General features: G+C 70.4%; 15 protein-coding genes. 1 reads left to right on the forward strand and 14 read right to left on the reverse strand.

Translation table 11 applies throughout. The annotated features are described in order from the left end of the window. Positions 1-14: 14 nt before the first annotated feature. From era to ACFV6H_RS12230, 3 genes are all read right to left on the reverse strand, one after another. Positions 15-974, reverse strand: coding sequence for a GTPase Era (era, locus tag ACFV6H_RS12220; RefSeq protein ID WP_093597578.1), 960 nt, complete (start codon positions 972-974; stop codon positions 15-17). Between the two features lie 109 nt (positions 975-1,083). Continuing rightward, positions 1,084-1,449: a cytidine deaminase gene (locus ACFV6H_RS12225; protein WP_385540929.1), complete on the reverse strand. Its 366-nt coding sequence runs from the start codon at positions 1,447-1,449 to the stop codon at positions 1,084-1,086. A 96-nt stretch (positions 1,450-1,545) separates the two neighbouring features. Further along, positions 1,546-2,436 carry a helix-turn-helix transcriptional regulator gene (locus ACFV6H_RS12230; RefSeq protein ID WP_385541057.1) on the reverse strand — a complete coding sequence of 297 codons (891 nt, stop codon included), beginning with the start codon at positions 2,434-2,436 and terminating at the stop codon, positions 1,546-1,548. Positions 2,437-2,560: 124 nt separating this feature from the next. On the opposite strand from ACFV6H_RS12230, the gene ACFV6H_RS12235 reads away from it, so the two are divergent. Next, positions 2,561-4,048, forward strand: coding sequence for an MFS transporter (locus tag ACFV6H_RS12235; protein WP_385540931.1), 1,488 nt, complete (start codon positions 2,561-2,563; stop codon positions 4,046-4,048). A gap of 61 nt (positions 4,049-4,109) precedes the next feature. On the opposite strand, the gene ACFV6H_RS12240 is transcribed toward ACFV6H_RS12235, so the two are convergent. The 11 genes from ACFV6H_RS12240 to ACFV6H_RS12290 form a co-directional block, all read right to left on the reverse strand. Further along, on the reverse strand, positions 4,110-4,469 hold the full coding sequence (locus ACFV6H_RS12240) for an MmcQ/YjbR family DNA-binding protein (protein ID WP_385540933.1): 360 nt from the start codon (positions 4,467-4,469) through the stop codon (positions 4,110-4,112). A 33-nt stretch (positions 4,470-4,502) separates the two neighbouring features. Next, on the reverse strand, positions 4,503-5,792 hold the full coding sequence (locus tag ACFV6H_RS12245; protein ID WP_384781351.1) for a hemolysin family protein: 1,290 nt from the start codon (positions 5,790-5,792) through the stop codon (positions 4,503-4,505). Beyond that, a complete protein-coding gene (gene ybeY / locus ACFV6H_RS12250; RefSeq protein ID WP_385540935.1) occupies positions 5,789-6,286 on the reverse strand; it encodes an rRNA maturation RNase YbeY in 498 nt (165 codons plus the stop codon). The genes ACFV6H_RS12245 and ybeY overlap by 4 nt, the downstream gene beginning before the upstream one ends. Before the next feature lie 14 nt (positions 6,287-6,300). Further along, complete coding sequence (locus ACFV6H_RS12255) at positions 6,301-7,332, reverse strand: PhoH family protein (protein ID WP_384781349.1); 1,032 nt, start codon at positions 7,330-7,332, stop codon at positions 6,301-6,303. Positions 7,333-7,539: 207 nt separating this feature from the next. Beyond that, positions 7,540-8,658 (reverse strand): carbohydrate kinase family protein, encoded by a 1,119-nt coding sequence (locus tag ACFV6H_RS12260; RefSeq protein ID WP_384781700.1) that lies wholly within the window; start codon positions 8,656-8,658, stop codon positions 7,540-7,542. Between the two features lie 231 nt (positions 8,659-8,889). Next, positions 8,890-9,798 (reverse strand): ribonuclease Z, encoded by a 909-nt coding sequence (locus ACFV6H_RS12265; protein WP_385540937.1) that lies wholly within the window; start codon positions 9,796-9,798, stop codon positions 8,890-8,892. A gap of 5 nt (positions 9,799-9,803) precedes the next feature. Beyond that, positions 9,804-10,163 carry a histidine triad nucleotide-binding protein gene (locus tag ACFV6H_RS12270; protein WP_093597994.1) on the reverse strand — a complete coding sequence of 120 codons (360 nt, stop codon included), beginning with the start codon at positions 10,161-10,163 and terminating at the stop codon, positions 9,804-9,806. Positions 10,164-10,214: 51 nt separating this feature from the next. Next, positions 10,215-11,294, reverse strand: coding sequence for a tetratricopeptide repeat protein (locus ACFV6H_RS12275; protein ID WP_385540940.1), 1,080 nt, complete (start codon positions 11,292-11,294; stop codon positions 10,215-10,217). A 106-nt stretch (positions 11,295-11,400) separates the two neighbouring features. Next, positions 11,401-12,714 (reverse strand): ATP-binding protein, encoded by a 1,314-nt coding sequence (locus ACFV6H_RS12280; RefSeq protein ID WP_385540942.1) that lies wholly within the window; start codon positions 12,712-12,714, stop codon positions 11,401-11,403. 159 nt (positions 12,715-12,873) lie between these two features. Continuing rightward, on the reverse strand, positions 12,874-13,611 hold the full coding sequence (locus tag ACFV6H_RS12285) for a 16S rRNA (uracil(1498)-N(3))-methyltransferase (RefSeq protein ID WP_385540944.1): 738 nt from the start codon (positions 13,609-13,611) through the stop codon (positions 12,874-12,876). Beyond that, positions 13,608-14,729, reverse strand: a complete 1,122-nt coding sequence (locus ACFV6H_RS12290) for a nitronate monooxygenase (protein ID WP_384980357.1) — start codon at positions 14,727-14,729, stop codon at positions 13,608-13,610. Before ACFV6H_RS12290 ends, ACFV6H_RS12285 begins: the two co-directional genes overlap by 4 nt. Between the last annotated feature and the right edge of the window lie 112 nt (positions 14,730-14,841).

The raw sequence follows: 14,841 nt of genomic DNA on the forward strand, positions 1-14,841 counted from the left end.
CGCGGGCGGCCGGCTCAGAAGCCCAGTTTGCGGAGTTGCTTCGGGTCGCGTTGCCAGTCCTTGGCGACCTTTACGTGGAGGTCGAGGAAGACCGGGGTGCCGAGCAGGGCCTCGATGTGTTTGCGGGACTTGGTGCCGACCTCTTTGAGGCGCTTGCCCTTGGGGCCGATGATGATGCCCTTCTGGCTGGGGCGCTCGATATAGACGTTCGCGTGGATGTCCAGGAGCGGCTTGTCCGCAGGGCGGTCCTCGCGCGGGAGCATCTCCTCGACCACGACCGCGATCGAGTGCGGGAGTTCGTCCCGTACGCCTTCCAGCGCCGCCTCGCGGATCAGCTCGGCCACCATGACCTGCTCGGGCTCGTCGGTGAGATCGCCCTCCGGGTAGAGCGGAGGGCTCTCCGGGAGGAGCGGGACCAGCAGGTCCGCCAGCAGACCGACCTGCTTGTCGCCGACGGCCGAGACCGGGACGATCTCCGCCCACTCCAGACCGATTTCCTTGCCGAGCTGATCGATCGCGATCAGCTGCTCGGCGAGCGTCTTGGAGTCGACTAGGTCCGTCTTGGTGACGACGGCGACCTTCGGCGTCTTCTTGATGGCCGCCAGTTCCTTGGCGATGAACCGGTCGCCGGGGCCGAGCTTCTGGTCCGCGGGCAGACAGAAACCGATCACATCGACCTCGGCCCAGGTCGTCCGTACAACATCGTTCAGGCGCTCGCCGAGCAGGGTGCGCGGCTTGTGGAGGCCCGGGGTGTCGACCAGGATGAGCTGGGCCTCGGGACGGTGCACGATGCCACGGACGGTGTGCCGGGTGGTCTGCGGCCGGTTCGAGGTGATGGCCACCTTCTGACCGACGAGAGCGTTCGTGAGGGTGGACTTGCCCGCGTTGGGGCGGCCGACGAAGCAGGCGAAGCCCGCCCGGTGGGGGACTTCGGCTGTCTCGGGAGAGGAGGTACGAGCGCTCATGGCGCCCATTCTCCCCGATCGTTCACGCTGCGCCGACCAGATCGGCCATGACGGTCACCATCGAGGCGTCCCCGACGGCCGCGGACGGACTGTCGCCGGCCGGACCGCCGCACGCGGGTCAGCCCGCCTCGACGGTCACCCGCAGCGTGCCGTCGGGGCCCGCCACCAGGACCGGGGTCCCCGCGCCGCCCAGATCGCGCACGGCCGCGAGGTCCTCGTCGGACGCCGTCTCCGCGTCGGTGACCACGGCCGCCGCCTCCAGTGAGTTCGCACCGCTGGCCACGGCCATCGCGACCGCGGTGCGCAGCGCGCTGAGCTTGAGGGAGGCCAGTTCCACGGTGCCGGCGACATACGTACGCCCGGTCTCGTCCCGTACGGCCGCGCCCTCCGGTACGCCGTTACGGGCGCGGGCGCTCCGGGCCAGAGTGATGATCTTGCGGTCCTCGGGGCCGAGGCCGGTGCCGGGATCGGTGCTCTCAGTCATATGCCGAGCATAGGCAGCGGGTTCGGCGCCTCCGCCAACGGGGAGACCTGGAAGCGCCTCGCCATCAGCCCGCGACCCGCCACCTGCCGTCAGCCATCAGCCCGCGACCGGGTACAGCGAGCCGCGCCGGCCCTCCGGTGACGCCAGCCACTCCAGCTTCGCCGCCGTGTCCGCCTCCGGCAGCGGAGTGTGCAGCATGATCACCAGATCGGGCCTGGCCGGCACTCTGAGCTGGGTGGCCTCCAACAGCAGTGTGCCGACCAGCGGGTTCACCAGCTCCTCGCGCACCTGTCCGGCCGACGCGATGTCCCGCTGCTCCCACAGCCGGGCGAACTCGTCGCTGCGCTCCTTCGCCTCCCGCACCACCGCCTGGAATCCCTCGTCGTCCGGGCACTCCGAACAGGCGGCGCGGAACTGGGCGACGATCCGCGGCGCGATCTCCTCCCAGTGCGTGATCCGTGTGCGGTAGATCGGATCGGTAAAGAAATTGATCAGACAGTTCCGGGAGAACCCGGGCCTCAGACCGTGGACCACCGAGGCCGCGTCGTTGTACATGATCACGTTCCAGTAGCCGTCCATGATGTGCGCGGGATACGGCATCCAGGCGTCGATCAGCCGCTGCAGCCCGGTGCACATACCGAGCGCCGCCGGATCCACCTCGGGCTGAGGCGGATTGAGCCCGGCCAGCACATACAGATGGCGGCGCTCGGCGCCGCTGAGTCTGAGCACCCGCGCCACCGAGTCCAGCACCTGTGGCGAGACGGTGATGTCCCGGCCCTGCTCCAGCCACTGGTACCAGGAGACGCCGACGCCCGCGAGGACGGCCACCTCCTCGCGCCGCAGTCCCGGTGTACGGCGCCGGGCGCCGCCGTCCGGCAGGCCCGCGTCGGCCGGGCTGACCCGGGCGCGTCTGCTCATCAGGAACTCGCGCAGTTCGCCGAGGCGGTGCGCCTTTCCGGTCTGCCCCGCCGTCTGCCCGGTGCGCATGGCCATCTGGAACCCCCTGCCGAACTGCCCCGCCGAACTGCCTCTGTCGGCCCGCGTGGTGGTGCCGCCAACAGGATAAGTTCCCGCTCCCCACGGCTATTCCTGCCGACCGAGGCTGTCGGGCATGGCATTCGAGACCTCCACCACCGGCTCCACCACCACCGGCCCGCCCGGCCAGGCTCACGATCCAGCCCCAGCCCCAGCCGCAGCCCCGGACCCAAGCTCCGGACCCGAGTCCGGCTCCGGGTCCGCTCCCGCGCGGCTCACCGGCCGGGCCAAGCTGATCCTCCTGGTGCTGTGCGCCGCCCAGTTCATGGTGGCGCTCGACTTCTCCGTACTGAATGTGGCCCTGCCCGTCCTCGGCGCCGATCTCGGGATGAGCCGGTCCGCGCTGCAATGGGCGGTCACCGCCTTCGCGTTGCCGTCCGGCGGATTTCTGCTGCTCTTCGGCCGGATCGCCGATCTCTACGGCCGCCGCAGACTGTTCCTCACCGGTCTCGCCGTCTTCGGCGCGGCCTCGCTGCTGGCCACCCTGGCCTGGAGCCCGGCGGTCTTCCTGGCCGGGCGCGCGCTCCAAGGGCTGGGCGCCGCCGTGATCGTCCCGACCGGGATGTCGCTGCTGACCACCACCTTCCCGGAAGGGCCGCAGCGCGACCGGGCACTGGGCATCAGCGGCACGCTTCTCTCGCTCGGCTTCACCATCGGCATGGTGCTGGGCGGCGTACTGACCGACACGCTGGGCTGGCGCTCCACCATGGGACTGCTGGCCGTCGCCGCGCTCGTCGTACTCGCACTGGCGCCCGGTCTGCTGCCCGAGTCCCGTACCACCGACCGGCCACGGCTCGACATCCCGGGCGCGGTGACCGTGACGGGCGGGCTGCTGGCCGTGATCTACGCCCTGTCGACCGCCGCCGACCACGGTTTCGGCGGCGCGGATGTGCTGGTCACACTGATCGCGGGCATCGCACTGCTGGTGGCCTTCGTCCTGGTCGAGGCGCGCAGCGCGGCGCCGCTGGTCTCCCTGCCCATGCTGCGCCGGCGCACCGTGGCCTTCGGCAATCTGGGCGGTCTGGTCACCTTCTCGATGATGAGCACGGTCGTGTTCGTCCTGACTCTCTATCTCCAGGACTCGCTCGGGCTGTCCGCCTTCGAGACCGGTCTGGTCTTCGGGCTCCAGGGCGTGCTGTCGGTGGTCGCGGGCTCGCTGGCCGTCCGGCTGATCGGCCGCTTCGGTGCCCGCCGCGCTCTGGCCGTGTCCCTGCTCGGCCAAGGGCTGTTCACCGCGGCGCTGCTGGGCCTGGGCAGCGGCTCGGGCGTCGTGCTGGCGACCGTCGGTGTCTCGCTGGCGAGCATGTGCCATCTCGTCGCGGTCATCTCGTACGGACTGACCGTGACCTCGGGCGTCCCCGACAAGGAGCAAGGGCTCGCGACGGGCCTGGTGACCACGACTCAGCAGGTCGGTATCACCGTCGGTATCCCGCTGCTGGGTGCGGTCGCGGCGGCTCAGGCCGTGCTGTACGACGGAGTACGGCTCGTCCTGGCCGTGGACGCGGCGATCGTGGTTACGGCAGCGCTGCTGGTGGCGGTCGGCCTCCGGACCCGACAGCCCTGACGGCCCCGACGGCCCTGACAGCGGACGTCACAGCCCTGACCTCTGACCGCGCTCAGGGCTCTCAGGGCCGGTCGAGCCGCAGCCGCTCCGCCCTCGGCAGACCGGCCACCACCAGGTCGTACGAGTCCTCGATCAGCTCCCGCACCATCCGCGCGGGCAGCTCTCCGACCGTCACCGTGTTCCAGTGGCGCTTGTTGAGATGCCAGCCGGGCACGATCGCGGTATGCGCCTCGCGGAGCCGGATCGCCTCCTCCGGATCGCACTTGAGGGCGACCTTCAGCGGCTCCTCCTCCAGCGAGCAGAGCGCGAAGATCTTGCCGCCGACCCGGAAGACGGTCAGCCCGGGACTGCGTGGGAACGGGACGTCCTCGGACGTCCCGTTCAGCGCCAGGCACCAGGCTCGCAGCTCTTCCGGTGTCACGCGGCGGCCTCCGGTGTCATACGTCCTCCGGTGTCACGCGGCGGGCTCCTCCTTGCGCACCGGCTCCACCAGGACCGTGACGATCTTGTTGCGGCGGCCGGCCGGGGACTCCGCCGTCAGCCGCAGACTGCGCCCGTCGGGCAGCTCGACCTTGGCGCTCGCTCCGGCGATCGGGACGCGGCCCAGCGCCTTCGCCAGCAGTCCGCCGACCGTCTCCACATCCTCGTCGTCGTACTCGTCGAGCCCGAACAGCTCGCCGAGATCACCGATGTCGAGCCGGGCCGTGACCCGGTAGGAGCCGTCGCCGATCTCCTCGACCGGCGGCAGCTCGCGGTCGTACTCGTCGGTGATCTCGCCGACGATCTCCTCCAGGATGTCCTCGATCGTGACGATGCCGGCCGTGCCGCCGTACTCGTCGATGACGACCGCGACATGGCTGCGCTCCTGCTGCATCTCGCGGAGCAGATCACCGGCGTTCTTGGTGTCCGGGACGAAGGCGGCGGGCCGCATCGCCGTGGAGACCAGATCGCTCTCGGAGTCCCGGTTGATATGGGTCTTTCTGACCAGGTCCTTGAGATAGACGATGCCGACTATGTCGTCCTCGTTCTCGCCGGTCACCGGGATCCGGGAGAAGCCGGAGCGCAAGGCCAGCGTCAGCGCCTGCCGGATCGTCTTGTAGCGCTCGATACAGACCAGGTCCGTGCGCGGGACCATGACTTCCCGTACGAGGGTGTCGCCCAGCTCGAAGACGGAGTGGACCATCCGGCGCTCGTCGTCCTCGATGAGGGACTCCTGCTCGGCGAGATCGACCAGGGCCCGCAGCTCGGCCTCGCTGGCGAACGGTCCCTTGCGGAAGCCCTTGCCCGGCGTGAGGGCATTGCCGAGGAGGATCAGCAGCTGTGGGATCGGGCCCATGATCCTCGCGAGCGGCAGCAGCACATACGCCGAGGCCGTCGCCGTGTTCAGCGGATGCTGACGGCCGATGGTGCGCGGCGAGACGCCCACCGCGACATACGAGACGAGAACCATCACGCCGATCGCGACGACCAGCGCCGACCAGGTCTCCTCGAACTCGTTGAGACAGACATACGTCACCAGCACTCCGGCCGCCATCTCACAGGCGACCCGGACCAGCAGGGCCACATTCAGATAGCGCGTCGGATCGGCGGCGATCTGCTCCAGCTTGGCCGCGCCGCGCCGCCCGGAGCGGACGGCCTCGGCCGCCCGGAAGCTGGAGACACGGGCGAGGCCCGCCTCGGCCGACGCCGCCAGCCAGGCGACGACGACCAGGGCGACCGCTCCGACGATCAGTTGCGCGGTCACGAGACGGTCGGCGCGGGGGACGGACCCGTGAGCCCCTGTTCGGATCGCCAGCCGTCGACGATCGCCGCCTGGAGACCGAACATCTCGGCCTTCTCGTCCGGCACTTCATGGTCGTAACCGAGGAGATGCAGCACACCGTGGACGGTGAGGAGCTGGAGCTCCTCGTCCATGGTGTGCCGCGTCGGTGCTTCCTCGCCCTGCTTCTTCGCCACCTCCGGACAGAGGACGATGTCACCGAGGAGCCCCTGCGGAGGCTCCTCGTCGTCCTTGACCGGCGGACGCAGCTCGTCCATCGGGAAGGACATGACATCCGTCGGCCCCGGCAGATCCATCCACTGGATATGGAGCTGCTCTATGGCCGCCTCGTCCACCACGATCACCGACAGCTCGGAGAGCGGGTGGATACGCATCCGGGTGAGCGCGTAGCGGGCGACATCGAGGATCGCCTGCTCGTCGACCTCGGTGCCTGACTCGTTGTTGACGTCGATCGACATGGTGCGCTCTTGTTCTACTTCCCGTTTCGGCCGTCGTTGCGGCTGTCGTACAGCTCGTACGCGTCGACGATACGGCCGACGAGCTTGTGCCGTACGACATCCTTCGAGGTGAGACGGGAGAAGTGCACATCGTCCACGCCTTCCAGGATGTCCTGGACCTGGCGCAGACCGCTCTTCGTGCCGCCGGGAAGGTCGACCTGGGTGATGTCACCGGTGATGACTATCTTCGATTCGAAGCCGAGCCTCGTGAGGAACATCTTCATCTGCTCGGGGCTGGTGTTCTGGGCCTCGTCGAGAATGATGAACGCGTCGTTGAGCGTGCGGCCCCGCATGTACGCCAGCGGCGCGACCTCGATCGTGCCCGCCGCCATCAGCCGCGGGATCGAGTCGGGATCGAGCATGTCGTGCAGTGCGTCGTAGAGCGGGCGCAGATACGGGTCGATCTTCTCGTAGAGCGTCCCGGGCAGGAAGCCGAGCCGCTCACCCGCCTCGACGGCGGGCCTGGTCAGGATGATCCGGTTGACCTGCTTGGCCTGGAGGGCCTGGACCGCCTTGGCCATGGCGAGATACGTCTTGCCCGTACCGGCGGGACCGATGCCGAAGACGATCGTGTGCTGGTCGATCGCGTCGACATACCGCTTCTGGTTCAGGGTCTTGGGGCGGATGGTCCGGCCCCGGCTGGACAGGATGTTCTGGGTGAGTACCTCGGCGGGGGTCTCGGGGCCGTCCGCACCGCCGTTCTCGCTCGCCCTGAGCATGGCGATGGAACGTTCCACTGCGTCCTCCGTCATCGGCTGACCGGTGCGGAGCACCAGCATCATCTCGTCGAACAGGCGCTGGACGAGCGCGACATCCGCCGCGCTGCCGCTCGCGCTGATCTTGTTGCCCCGGACATGGATGTCCGCGGCCGGGAACGCCTTCTCGATCACACGGAGCAGGGAATCCCCTGAGCCCAGGACCGTCACCATGGGGTGATTGGCGGGGACGGTGAAGTGAGTACGTGCCTGCCCCTCCGCGGGGGTCCGGGCTGTAGGTGTCTGAGTCATGGGCCGGCGCTGTGGCCTGCGCATACCTCCCGTTGCAGGGTTCTCGCTGCTCGACAACCTCTGAGGTACCAGCGTACGGCCCCGCACTGACAAGCCCCAGGGCTTTTACCCGTGCCGTTCCTGAACCTTGCGATACGTACCGGGGCGAGCTCGCGGTACGAGCCGGGACGGCGGGCGTCCACAGCGGGCGTCCGCACCGGCCCGGACTCAGCCCGAGCGGCCGAAACCGATGGTCGGTACGGCCCTGCGCAGCGGCCACGGCCTGCTCGGCGCGGGCAGCAGCTCCTCCAGGAACGCATAGCGCCGCAGCGCCGCCGGATCCTGGTCCGAGCAGGCCTGTACGTACTGCCACCAGGCCGCGACCTCCGACCAGCCGGGCGCGGAGAGCGAGCCGCCGAACTCCTGGACCGAGAGCGCGGCGGTCAGCCCGGCGAAGGCCAGCCGGTCCGCGAGCGGCCAGTCGGCGAGCGTACCGGTGACATAGCCCGCCACGAAGACATCGCCCGCGCCCGTCGGATCCAGGGCCTCCACCGCGATGGCCGGGACCTCGGCGGTCTCGCCGGTGGCGCCGTCCACGGCGTACGCGCCCTCCGCGCCCAGCGTGACGACGGCGACCGGCACCCGCTCGGCGAGCAGCCGCGCGGCTGCCTTGGGACAGTCGGTACGGGTGTAACGCATGGCCTCCTCGGCGTTGGGCAGGAAGGCCTCGCAGTGCTCCAGATCGGCCAGTCCCGCGAGATCCCAGCGGCCCGACTCGTCCCAGCCGACATCGGCGAAGATCCGCGCGCCGTGGCGGACGGCGCGGGCGATCCACTCGTCGCGGCGGCCCGGAGTGAGCGCGGCGACGGCGGCGCGGGCGCGCGGCGGGCACTCCGGGAGGGCGCCTTCGGGCGGCGGGGCCTCGTGGCCGTGCGAGACCATCGTCCGCTCGCCCTCGTACGCCATGGAGACCGTGACGGGCGAGTGCCAGCCGGGGACGGTGCGGGAGCGGGACAGATCGATGCCCTCGCCCTGCTCCAGCGCGTCCCAGCAGTACTCGCCGTAGTGGTCGTCGCCGAAGGCCGCCGCGAGCGAGGTGTGCAGTCCGAGCCGGGCGAGCGCGGTGGCCATGTTGGCGATCCCGCCGGGGCTCGATCCCATGCCGCGCGCCCAGGACTCCGTACCGCGTACGGGCGCGCTGTCCAGGCCGGTGAAGATGATGTCGAGGAAGACCGTGCCCGTCAGATAGACATCGCAGTCCGGATCGTCCGGGGCACGCAGCGCGCCGAGCGGATCGACATGCGCGTCGGCATCGGCGTGTGCGGCGTGTTCCGCGGTGTGTTCCAGCGGGTCTCCATTGGATGTGATCACGGCGGGCTCCCGATCGCGTGCGGATCCGGACAGTCTGCCCGATCCTCGGCGCCGGGGCGGACGCTCGGGATCCCCGTGGAGGCTGTGTTCGCTTCAGCTCGCCGTCATATCGCATTCAGTCGGAACTTGATCGAATTCTGATCGGGATTCCATAGGGATTCGACCGGAACGCGACCCGCCCCCACCTGATCTCGGCCCGGCCTGATCTCAGCCGGAGCGCTTCGGCAGCGGCACCCGCACCAGATCGGCGGCGACGGTCAGTTCACCGTCGAAACCGGCCGCCCGTGCCTGCCGCTCGAACTCGTCGGGATCGCCGTAGCGCTGCGAGAAGTGCGTCAGTACGAGATGCCGTACGCCGGCCTCGTGCGCCGCCCGGCCCGCCTGGCCCGCCGTGAGATGGCCGTGCTCGCTCGCCAGCCGCTCGTCCTCGTCGAGGAACGTCGACTCGATGACCAGCAGATCACATCCCTCGGCCAGCGTGCGCACGCCCGGGCAGAGCCGGGTGTCCATGACGAAGGCGAACCGCTGGCCTCTGCGCGTCTCGCTGACCTCGTCCAGAGTCACACCGTTCAGCGAGCCCTCGCGCTGGAGACGGCCCACATCGGGGCCCGCGATACCGTGCTCGGCCAGCAGCGCCGGAAGCATCCGCCGCCCGTCGGGCTCGATCAGCCGATAACCGTACGACTCAACGGGATGGGAGAGCCGGTGCGCCTCCAGCGTGTACGCGGGCGTCCGCGCGAGCACTCCGTCAGCGGTGACCGGCGCCTCGGTCAGCGGGACGGTCTCGCGGTAGGCCGTCGCGTACCGCAGCCGCTCGAAGAAACGCTGTCCGCTCGCCGGATAGTGCGCGGTGACCGGATGCGGCACCTGGTCGAGATTGATCCGCTGGATGACTCCGGCCAGACCGAGCGAGTGATCACCGTGGAAATGCGTGACACAGATCCGGTCGATGTCGTGCGCGGCGACGCCGGCGCGCAGCATCTGGCGCTGGGTGCCCTCGCCCGGATCGAAGAGCAGGCCCTCGCCGTCCCAGCGCAGCAGATAGCCGTTGTGGTTGCGGTGGCGGGTGGGCACCTGGCTGGCGGTGCCCAGCACCACCAGTTCCCGTACGGACAAGACGCCTACCCGGGAGGCCAGTTGAAGCCACGGCCGCCCAGCACATGGGCATGGGCGTGGAAGACGGTCTGACCGGCGCCCGCGCCCGTGTTGAAGACGATCCGGTAGCCGCTGCCGTCGGTCTTGTCCTCGACGGCGACCGCCGCCGCCTCGCGCAGCACATCGGCGGCGATGCCCGGCTCGGCCGTGGCGAGGCTGCCCGCGTCCGGGTAGTGCACCCGTGGGATGACCAGGACATGGGTCGGGGCCTGCGGATTGATGTCACGGAAGGCGACGGTGGTCTCCGTCTCCCGGACGACGGTGGCCGGCACCTCCCCCGAGACGATCTTGCAGAACAGGCAGTCGGCCTGTGGTTCTCCGGCCATGATCCGGGCCCTCCTCGACGCCGCCGGTGATCCGTTCGCTACGGACGCATGCTATCCGTCCGCGGGCCGCCGTCTGTTGAGAGCCGCCCTGCTGAGCCAGTACGTGAGAAGCATCCCCCAGAACAAGGGCACGCCCAGTCCGCCGACGAGGCCCGCGCCCGCTCCGGGCAGGGCCACCACGACCGCCGAGTGCAGCCCCAGCACTCCGACGGACACGGCCATCGCCACCACGGGCGGACAGCGGCGGGCCAGCAGCAGCATCGGCCGGCGCAGCCGCGCGGGCACCCGCCGCCGTATCCACAGCGCCCATCCCGCCCAGAGGGCCACGAGCACGAGGGCGGCGGTCAGTTGGGCCGCCAGGGCGCCGGTCCCGTCGTCACCGGTGCGCGGGCCTGCCGTGCCGAGGACGGAGACGACGAGCCCGGCCAGCGCGATCCAGCGGGCGCCCGCCGCCACACCCCAGGCCATGGACTCCAGATTGAACCGGGCGTCCCGGTCCGCCGTGTCGAGGGCTGCGGCCGTGGCGAAGCCCTCCGCCGCCGCGCTCCACGCGCCGCGCCGCCGCCACCTGTGTCCCATGCTCAGCATCGCCAGGTTGTTGTGCGCCTCGCTGCTCTGCGGATTGAGGCGCAGCGCGGTGCGGTAGGCGAGTTCGGCGGTACGGAAGTCACGCAGCCGGTGGGCGGTGACTCCGACAAGGAAGTGCGCGGCGTCGTGCTCCGGAGCGAGCTCGGCGGCCTGCCGCGCGACGGCGTACGCCTCCTGGCGGCGGGAGCGGTCGCCGGAGCGGTCCAGGACCCAGGCGAGCGCCTGGTACGCGCCCCAGAAGAACGGCGCGAGCCGGATCGACTCACGGGCCGCCGCCTCGGCCTCCGCGTACCGGCCCGCGCCGGTGAGCAGTTCGGCGCGCACGATCCAGCCGGAGAGCTGGCGCGGATCGGCGCGCAGCGCCTCGTCCACCGCGACCAGCGCCTCGGTAGGGTCGCCGAGCGCATGGGTGCAGCGGGCGAGCAGGACCCAGGCGCGCGCGTCGCCCGGGTGCCCGGCGAGATGGGCGGACACGGTGGCGGCGGCCTGCTCGTAACGGCCCATCTCATGGAGCGCGTCGGCCCGCGTCAGCGCCTCGCTCACCGGATACGGCCGGTGGCGGCACGGCCGAAGCCGGGACGGCCGGTACTGAGGCAGCGGGCGCCAGGACAGCCGGTGCTGAGGCAGCGGGCGCCGGGACGGCCCGCGCTCACAGCTTTCGCTTCTTCTTCAGATAGGCGAGGAGATCGTCGTACATACCGCCGTCGTTGGCGAACATGGCGACATTGCGCGCCGCCGCGAACCAAGGCTCCGTGGACGGCCGTACGTCCTTGGCCGCCGCCAGCAGGTCCGTCATATTGATCATGCGGACCGTGCCCGTACGGGCCGAGTCGAGCAGCGCGCTCTCCGCCGCCGAGTCGCACAGATGGGCGAGATCGGCGCCGGAGAAGTCCTCGGTGGCCTTCACCAGCCTGCCCAGGTCCACGGATTCGATGGGCCGATCACGCAGGTGGTATCTGAGGATCGCCTCACGGGCGGGCGCGTCGGGCGGCAGGACGAGCAGCGTGCGGTCGAGCCGTCCCGGCCTGCGCAGCGCGATGTCCACGTCCCAGGGCACATTGGTGGCGGCGAGCACGAACACGCCCTCGTTGACGGCGTCCACACCGTCGAGTTCGGTGAGGAGCTGGTTCACGGTGTTGCGCATCCCGCTGTGGTGCGTACGGCTCCGCTTGGCGCCCAGCGCGTCCAGCTCGTCCAGGAACACCACACAGGGCGCCTGACGGCGGGCGGTCTCGAACACCTCGTGCATATTGCGCTCGGAGTTGCCGATCCACATGTCCAGTACGTCATTGACCGACACGGACAGGAATCCCGCGCCCAGTTCGCCCGCGACGGCCCGCGCGATGAACGTCTTCCCGCAGCCGGGAGGACCGTAGAGAAGCAGCCCGCCGCGCAGGCTCTTGCCGAACAGCCTGCGCAGTTCGGGATTGCGCATGGGAGCGAGAAAGGCGGCTTCGAGACGGTCCTTGACCTCGTGCATCCCGCCGACATCGGCCAGGCTCACGGAGCCGGGCGCGTCGATGTCCCAGGCGGAGACGGAGCCTGCGTCACCGCCACCGTCGGCGGCGATCGGAGCCTCGGTGGCCGGCGCCAGGGAGTCCATGGCCCTCTCGGAGGTGACGAAGCGCGGCGGGACGGCGTCCTCGATCTCCCGCTCGGCCGCCGTCCAGTCGAATCCGCCCGGCTCGGACGGCGGTTGAGACGGAAGGTCCGCCTCCGTGGGCGCCGCTGGGGATACGGGGTCCGCCGGCGCTGTCGGTACACCCATCGCGCGCATCATCAACGCCCGCGCGTCGGCGTCGCCCGGCGCGTGCTGAAGCGCCACGGCCGCCTCGGTGACCGCCTGGTCCGAGTGGCCCGCGGCGAGCAGCAGCTCGGCGAGATGGAGCCGTAGCGGCACATCGTCGGGAGCCGCGGCCACAGCGGCGCGCAGGCTCCGGATCAGCGGAGACTCGTCGGACATACCGCCAGCCTACGAAGCGGCGGTGGGCCGTTGTCCAGCGGGTGGCGAGTACGGGCCGCGATGGTTGAACGGCGTTGAGCTGCGGCGGGCGGCGTTGAGCGGCCGGTTTCGCCGTACGGGCCCGGGTCCGGGACCGTACGTCCCAAGCCTCCGTACGTATCAGGACCAGCGGCCCGTGCGGCCGAGCAGCAGCGCCGTGGCCGCCGTCCCGGCGGTGGAGGTGCGCAGTACGGTACGGCCCAGCCGGTACGGCTTCGCGCCCGCCGCTGCGAACGCCGCCAACTCCTCCGGGGACACACCTCCTTCGGGCCCCACGACCAGCACAATCCGGCCATCGCCGGGCAGCGGCGCGGTGGCCAGCGGTTCGCTGCCCTCCTCGTGCAGGACGGCGGCGAAGTCCGCGTCCGCGAGCAGCGCGGCGATCTGCTTGTCAGTCATGAGACCGGTGACCTCGGGAAAGCGGAGCCTGCGCGACTGCTTGCCCGCCTCGCGCGCCGTGGCCCGCCACTTGGCCAGCGCTCTGGCGCCTCGCTCGCCCTTCCACTGGGTGATACAGCGCGCGGCCTGCCACGGCACGACCGTGTCGACACCGGTCTCGGTCATCGTCTCGACGGCCAGCTCTCCGCGGTCGCCCTTGGGCAGTGCCTGGACGACCGTGATCCCGGGCGAGGGCTCCGGCTCGGTCCGTACCTCCGTGACCGTCACATCCAGCCGGTCCTTGCCCTCGACGGCGGCGACCGTCCCGTACGCGCCGGTGCCCGCGCCGTCCGTCAGTACGATTTCCTCACCGACGCGCAGCCTCCTTACGGAGACGGCGTGGCGCCCTTCGGAGCCGTCGAGCGTGACCGTACCCACGCGCAGCACGCCGTCCTGGACGACGAAAACCGGAGCGGTCACGAGGCGGTGCCCACGCCGTTGCCCTGCCCACTGCCCTGGCCGTTGCCCAGGCCGGATGTCAATGAGGCCCTGGTCGCTTCGAGTTCGGCCTCCAGCACCTCGACAAGCTGGCCGGCGGGCAGCTCGCGGGCCATCCGGTGGCCCTGTCCCGCCCAGAGCGCCATGCCCTGCGGATCGCCCACCCGGGCCGCGGCCTTGCGCAGTCCGGAGGTGAGATGGTGCACCTCCGGATAGGCGGCCGGAGCGTACGGGCCGTGCTCACGCATGAAGCGGTTGACCAGACCACGGGCGGGCCGGCCGGAGAACGCCCGCGTCAGCTCGGTCCGTACGAACAGCGGATTGGTCATGGCCTGTTTGTGCAGCACGTTCGCACCGGACTCCGGGCACACGAGAAACGCCGTACCGAGCTGTGCCGCGTCCGCGCCGGCCGCGAGCGCCGCCGCGATCTGACCGCCGCGCATCAGCCCGCCGGCGGCGATGATCGGAAGCTGTACGGCCTCCTTGACCTGGGCGATCAGCGAGAGCAGCCCGATGCCGACACCGACGCCGTCGATGGCCGGATCGTCGCGGTGCGTGCCCTGGTGTCCGCCGGCCTCGATGCCCTGGACGCAGACGGCGTCGGCGCCCGACCACTGCGCGGTCGCCGCCTCCTCGGGCGTGGTCACCGTGACCACGGTGTACGTTCCGGCGTGGGCCAGGGCGTCAAACGTGGATCTGCTCGGGCAGCCGAAGGTGAAGGAGACGACCGGCACCGGGTCGTCGAGCAGGATCGCGAGCTTGGCCTCGTAACCGTCGTCCCGTCCGGCGTCGGGATCGCCGAGCGGTGTCTCGTACCAGGTCGCCTCACCGGCGAGCTGATTGCGGTAGACCTCGACGGTCGCGCGGTCGGCGCTCTGCTGCTGCGGCATGAAGAGATTGATCCCGAAGGGCTGACCGGTCAGCCCGCGCAGCTGTTTGACCTCTTCGTACATACCGTCCGCCGTCTTGTACCCGGCGGCGAGGAAACCGAGACCGCCCGCCTCGGAGACCGCCGCGGCGAGTTGGGGGCAGGAGGCCCCACCCGCCATGGGGGCCTGCACGATCGGATACCGGCAGAGATCGGTCAGTGCGGAGGACATGGAGGCATGGTGCCATGCCCTCCGTGACAGCTCCGAATCGGTGTCGTGACTGGCATGTGCCATTGAAAGGCCGCGCAAAAAGGCCGACGTCCAGAGAAATCCCTGGACGCCG

This window comes from Streptomyces sp. NPDC059743 (assembly GCF_042732975.1).
Lineage (GTDB): Bacteria > Actinomycetota > Actinomycetes > Streptomycetales > Streptomycetaceae > Streptomyces.

Bases quoted from the DNA above. Each gene is read 5' to 3' on its own strand.
- ACFV6H_RS12235 (WP_385540931.1), top strand. From the start codon at position 2,561: ATGGCATTCGAGACCTCCACCACCGGCTCCACCACCACCGGCCCGCCC.
- ybeY (WP_385540935.1), bottom strand. From the start codon at position 6,286: ATGTCGATCGACGTCAACAACGAGTCAGGCACCGAGGTCGACGAGCAG.
- era (WP_093597578.1), bottom strand. From the start codon at position 974: ATGGGCGCCATGAGCGCTCGTACCTCCTCTCCCGAGACAGCCGAAGTC.
- ACFV6H_RS12290 (WP_384980357.1), bottom strand. From the start codon at position 14,729: ATGTCCTCCGCACTGACCGATCTCTGCCGGTATCCGATCGTGCAGGCC.
- ACFV6H_RS12230 (WP_385541057.1), bottom strand. From the start codon at position 2,436: ATGCGCACCGGGCAGACGGCGGGGCAGACCGGAAAGGCGCACCGCCTC.
- ACFV6H_RS12255 (WP_384781349.1), bottom strand. From the start codon at position 7,332: ATGACTCAGACACCTACAGCCCGGACCCCCGCGGAGGGGCAGGCACGT.
- ACFV6H_RS12280 (WP_385540942.1), bottom strand. From the start codon at position 12,714: ATGTCCGACGAGTCTCCGCTGATCCGGAGCCTGCGCGCCGCTGTGGCC.
- ACFV6H_RS12270 (WP_093597994.1), bottom strand. From the start codon at position 10,163: ATGGCCGGAGAACCACAGGCCGACTGCCTGTTCTGCAAGATCGTCTCG.
- ACFV6H_RS12225 (WP_385540929.1), bottom strand. From the start codon at position 1,449: ATGACTGAGAGCACCGATCCCGGCACCGGCCTCGGCCCCGAGGACCGC.